Origin of the sequence: Streptomyces silaceus (genome assembly GCF_001419745.1) — a bacterium.
Taxonomy (GTDB): domain Bacteria; phylum Actinomycetota; class Actinomycetes; order Streptomycetales; family Streptomycetaceae; genus Streptomyces; species Streptomyces silaceus.
Map to the genome: position 1 here is coordinate 1 of NZ_LIRJ01000534.1, position 4,038 is coordinate 4,038.

At 71.6% G+C, this 4,038-nt stretch carries 4 protein-coding genes; all 4 read left to right on the forward strand.

Features of this window, described 5'->3' with window-relative positions; genetic code table 11:
* Positions 1-319: adenosylcobinamide-GDP ribazoletransferase (locus AOK22_RS36005; protein WP_208606493.1), on the forward strand; the 319-nt coding region annotated here is incomplete at its 5' end.
* A gap of 146 nt (positions 320-465) precedes the next feature.
* On the forward strand, positions 466-2,004 hold the full coding sequence (locus AOK22_RS36010; RefSeq protein WP_055702894.1) for a leucyl aminopeptidase: 1,539 nt from the start codon (positions 466-468) through the stop codon (positions 2,002-2,004).
* Positions 2,005-2,303: 299 nt separating this feature from the next.
* A complete protein-coding gene (gene lpdA / locus AOK22_RS36015) occupies positions 2,304-3,692 on the forward strand; it encodes a dihydrolipoyl dehydrogenase (protein ID WP_055702895.1) in 1,389 nt (462 codons plus the stop codon).
* A 59-nt stretch (positions 3,693-3,751) separates the two neighbouring features.
* On the forward strand, positions 3,752-4,038 hold a 287-nt coding region (locus AOK22_RS36020; protein ID WP_305793757.1), incomplete at its 3' end, for a biotin/lipoyl-containing protein.

A 4,038-nucleotide genomic window follows, 5' to 3' on the forward strand; every position in this document is an offset into this window, starting at 1 on the left:
CGCGCTGACGCTCGCCGCCCGCGCCGGAGTGCCGCCGGCCCGCCCCGAGGGCCTGGGCGCCGCCGTCGCCGGGGTCGTCCCGCGCGTCCCCGCCCTGCTGGTCGCCGCGGCCGTGACGGGCGGCGCGGCGGCCTGCGGGGCGCTCCTCGGCCCGGCCGACGCCGTCCGGGGCGCGGCGGCCGTCGTCCTCGCGCTCGGCGCCGCGGAGTTGCTGCTGCGGCACTGCGTACGGCGGTTCGGCGGGGTCACCGGCGATGTGTTCGGCGGCCTCGCGGAGACGGCCGCGACGGCGGCCCTGGTGGTCCTCGCGCTCGGCTGACGAGGGGTTCGGCCACCGCCCCGGCGTGCCCGACACCCCGCCGAACACGCACAGTGAGGCGCACCGCAGCGCTCACGGGCGTAGGCTCGCGACGGGCTCACCACCCCACAGCCCGTCGAAACTCACTGAAAGAGGACCTCACCACCGTGACTGCTCTGACTCTCAGCACCGCCGCCGCGTCCGGTCTGCGCGCCGACGCGATCGTCGTCGGTGTCGCCAAGGGCGCCAAGGGCGCGGTCGTCGCGTCCGGCGCCGAGGCCGTGGACAAGGCGTACGACGGCAAGCTCGCCTCCGTCCTGGAGACCCTCGGCGCCAGTGGTGCCGCGGGCGAGGTGACGAAGCTGCCCGCGCCGTCCGGCTTCAAGGCCCCGGTCGTCGTCGCGGTCGGCCTGGGCGAGGTCCCGGAGAAGGACGAGACGTACGGCACGGACGCGCTGCGCAGCGCCGCCGGTGTCGCCGCCCGCGCCCTGACCGGCCACAAGAAGGCCGCGTTCGCGCTGCCCGTCGAGGACGCCGAGGACGTCGGCGCCATCGCGGAGGGCGCGCTGCTCGGCGCGTACTCCTTCGACGCCTACAAGGACCAGGGCGACGCCAAGTCCGCGAAGAAGAACGGCAAGGGCGCCAAGGCGCCGCTCGCCGAGGTCGCCCTGCTCGGCGGCAAGCCCCGCGACAAGGCGTACAAGGCCGCGATCGAGCGCGCCGTCGCCGTGTCCGAGGAGCTGAACCGCGCCCGCGACCTGGTCAACACCCCGCCGAACGACCTCAACCCCGAGGCCTTCGCGGCGGTCGCCACCGCGGCCGCCAAGGAGCACGGCGTCAAGATCCAGGTGCTCGACGAGAAGGCGCTCACCAAGGGCGGCTACGGCGGCATCCTCGGCGTCGGCGCGGGCTCCGAGGCCCCGCCGCGCCTGGTGAAGCTCTCGTACACGAGCTCCAAGGCGAAGAAGCACCTCGCCTTCGTCGGCAAGGGCATCACGTACGACTCGGGCGGCATCTCGCTCAAGCCGGCCGGTCACAACGAGACGATGAAGTGCGACATGGCCGGCGCCGCCGCCGTCTTCGCCGCCGTCATCGCCGCGGCCCGCCTGGGCCTGGAGGTGAACGTCACCGGCTGGCTGGCGCTCGCCGAGAACATGCCGTCCGGCTCCGCGACCCGCCCCGGCGACGTCCTGCGCATGTACAGCGGCAAGACCGTCGAGGTCCTCAACACCGACGCCGAGGGCCGCCTCGTCCTGGCCGACGCCATCGCCAAGGCCTCCGAGGACAAGCCCGACGCGATCGTCGACGTGGCGACGCTGACCGGCGCCATGATGGTCGCGCTCGGCAACCGCACCTTCGGCATCATGTCGAACGACGACGCCTTCCGTACGTCGATCCACGAGATCGGCGAGGAGGTCGGCGAGCCGACCTGGCCGATGCCGCTCCCGGCCGACCTGCGCAAGGGCATGGACTCCCCCACCGCCGACATCGCCAACATCGGCGAGCGCATGGGCGGCGGCCTGGTGGCCGGTCTCTTCCTCCAGGAGTTCGTGGGCGAGGGCATCACCTGGGCCCACCTGGACATCGCCGGCCCGGCCTTCCACGAGGGCGCGCCGTACGGCTACACGCCCAAGGGCGGCACCGGCTCCGCGGTCCGCACCCTGGTGCGTCTCGCCGAGCACACCGCCGCGGGCGACCTGGGCTGATCCCCCGTACGCCGCCGCGGGGCCCCGGACGTCCGACGTCCGGGGCCCCGCGCGATTTCGCCCTCGACGAAATCCGTACGTTCATACGCAGTGGTAACCCCCGCAGACGGTGGATCAGACGTCTCACAGCCTGGCCCGGCGTCCCGTCTCCGGCCGACAAGTGCGAAGATGGGTTCTCGGCAGGACAGGGCCCCCACCAAAGGGCCGAAACAAGAGCGGCCGAATACCAGCCGACCGACCGGTCGTCCCCCGCGAAAACAGGGGTCCGGCGTACGGCGCACATGCATGGAGGACGTGACGTGGCGAACGACGCCAGCACCGTTTTCGACCTAGTGATCCTCGGCGGCGGTAGCGGCGGTTACGCCGCGGCGCTGCGCGGAGCGCAGCTGGGCCTGGACGTCGCCCTGATCGAGAAGAACAAGCTCGGCGGCACCTGCCTGCACAACGGCTGCATCCCCACGAAGGCGCTGCTGCACGCCGGCGAGATCGCCGACCAGGCGCGCGAGGCCGACCAGTTCGGCGTGAAGGCCACCTTCGAGGGCATCGACATCGCGGCCGTCCACAAGTACAAGGACGACGTCATCTCCGGCCTGTACAAGGGCCTGCAGGGCCTGGTGGCCTCCCGCAAGGTGACGTACATCGAGGGCGAGGGCAAGCTCTCCTCCCCGACCTCCGTGGACGTGAACGGCCAGCGCATCCAGGGCCGCCACATCCTCCTGGCGACCGGTTCCGTGCCGAAGTCGCTGCCGGGCCTGGAGATCGACGGCAACCGCGTCATCTCCTCGGACCACGCGCTGACCCTGGACCGCGTGCCGCAGTCCGCGATCATCCTGGGCGGCGGCGTCATCGGCGTCGAGTTCGCCTCGGCGTGGAAGTCCTTCGGGACCGACGTCACGGTCATCGAGGGCCTCAAGCACCTCGTCCCCGTCGAGGACGAGAACAGCTCCAAGCTTCTTGAGCGCGCCTTCCGCAAGCGCGGCATCAAGTTCAACCTCGGCACGTTCTTCGAGAAGGCCGAGTACACCGAGAACGGCGTGCGCGTCACGCTCGCCGACGGCAAGACCTTCGAGGCCGAGGTCCTCCTGGTCGCCATCGGCCGCGGCCCCGTCTCGGCCGGCCTCGGCTACGAGGAGCAGGGCGTCGCCATGGACCGCGGCTACGTCCTGGTCGACGAGTACATGCAGACCAACGTCCCGACCATCTCGGCCGTGGGCGACCTGGTGCCGACCCTGCAGCTCGCGCACGTCGGCTTCGCCGAGGGCATGCTGGTGGCGGAGCGCCTGGCCGGTCTGAAGACCGTCCCTGTCGACTACGACGGCGTGCCCCGGGTGACGTACTGCCACCCCGAGGTCGCCTCCGTGGGCATCACCGAGGCCAAGGCCAAGGAGATCTACGGCGCGGACAAGGTCGTCGCCCTCAAGTACAACCTCGCGGGCAACGGCAAGAGCAAGATCCTCAAGACCGCGGGCGAGATCAAGCTCGTCCAGGTCAAGGACGGTGCCGTCGTCGGCGTCCACATGGTCGGCGACCGCATGGGCGAGCAGGTCGGCGAGGCCCAGCTGATCTACAACTGGGAAGCGCTGCCGGCCGAGGTCGCCCAGCTCATCCACGCCCACCCGACGCAGAACGAGGCGCTCGGCGAGGCCCACCTCGCCCTGGCGGGCAAGCCGCTGCACTCCCACGACTGACCTCAGTCATCGGGCGCGACGACCAGACTTCCGCAATTTCGTAAGGAGCAACTGAAACCATGGCGGTTTCCGTATCCCTTCCGGCGCTCGGCGAGAGCGTCACCGAGGGCACTGTCACCCGTTGGCTGAAGGCCGAAGGCGAGCGCGTCGAGGCCGACGAGCCGCTGCTCGAGGTGTCGACCGACAAGGTCGACACCGAGATCCCGTCGCCGGCCTCCGGCATCCTGGCCTCCATCAAGGTCGCCGAGGACGAGACCGTCGAGGTCGGCGCCGAGCTCGCCGTCATCGACGACGGCTCCGGCGCCCCGGCCGAGGCTCCGGCCCCGGCCGCCGCCGAGGCCCCCGC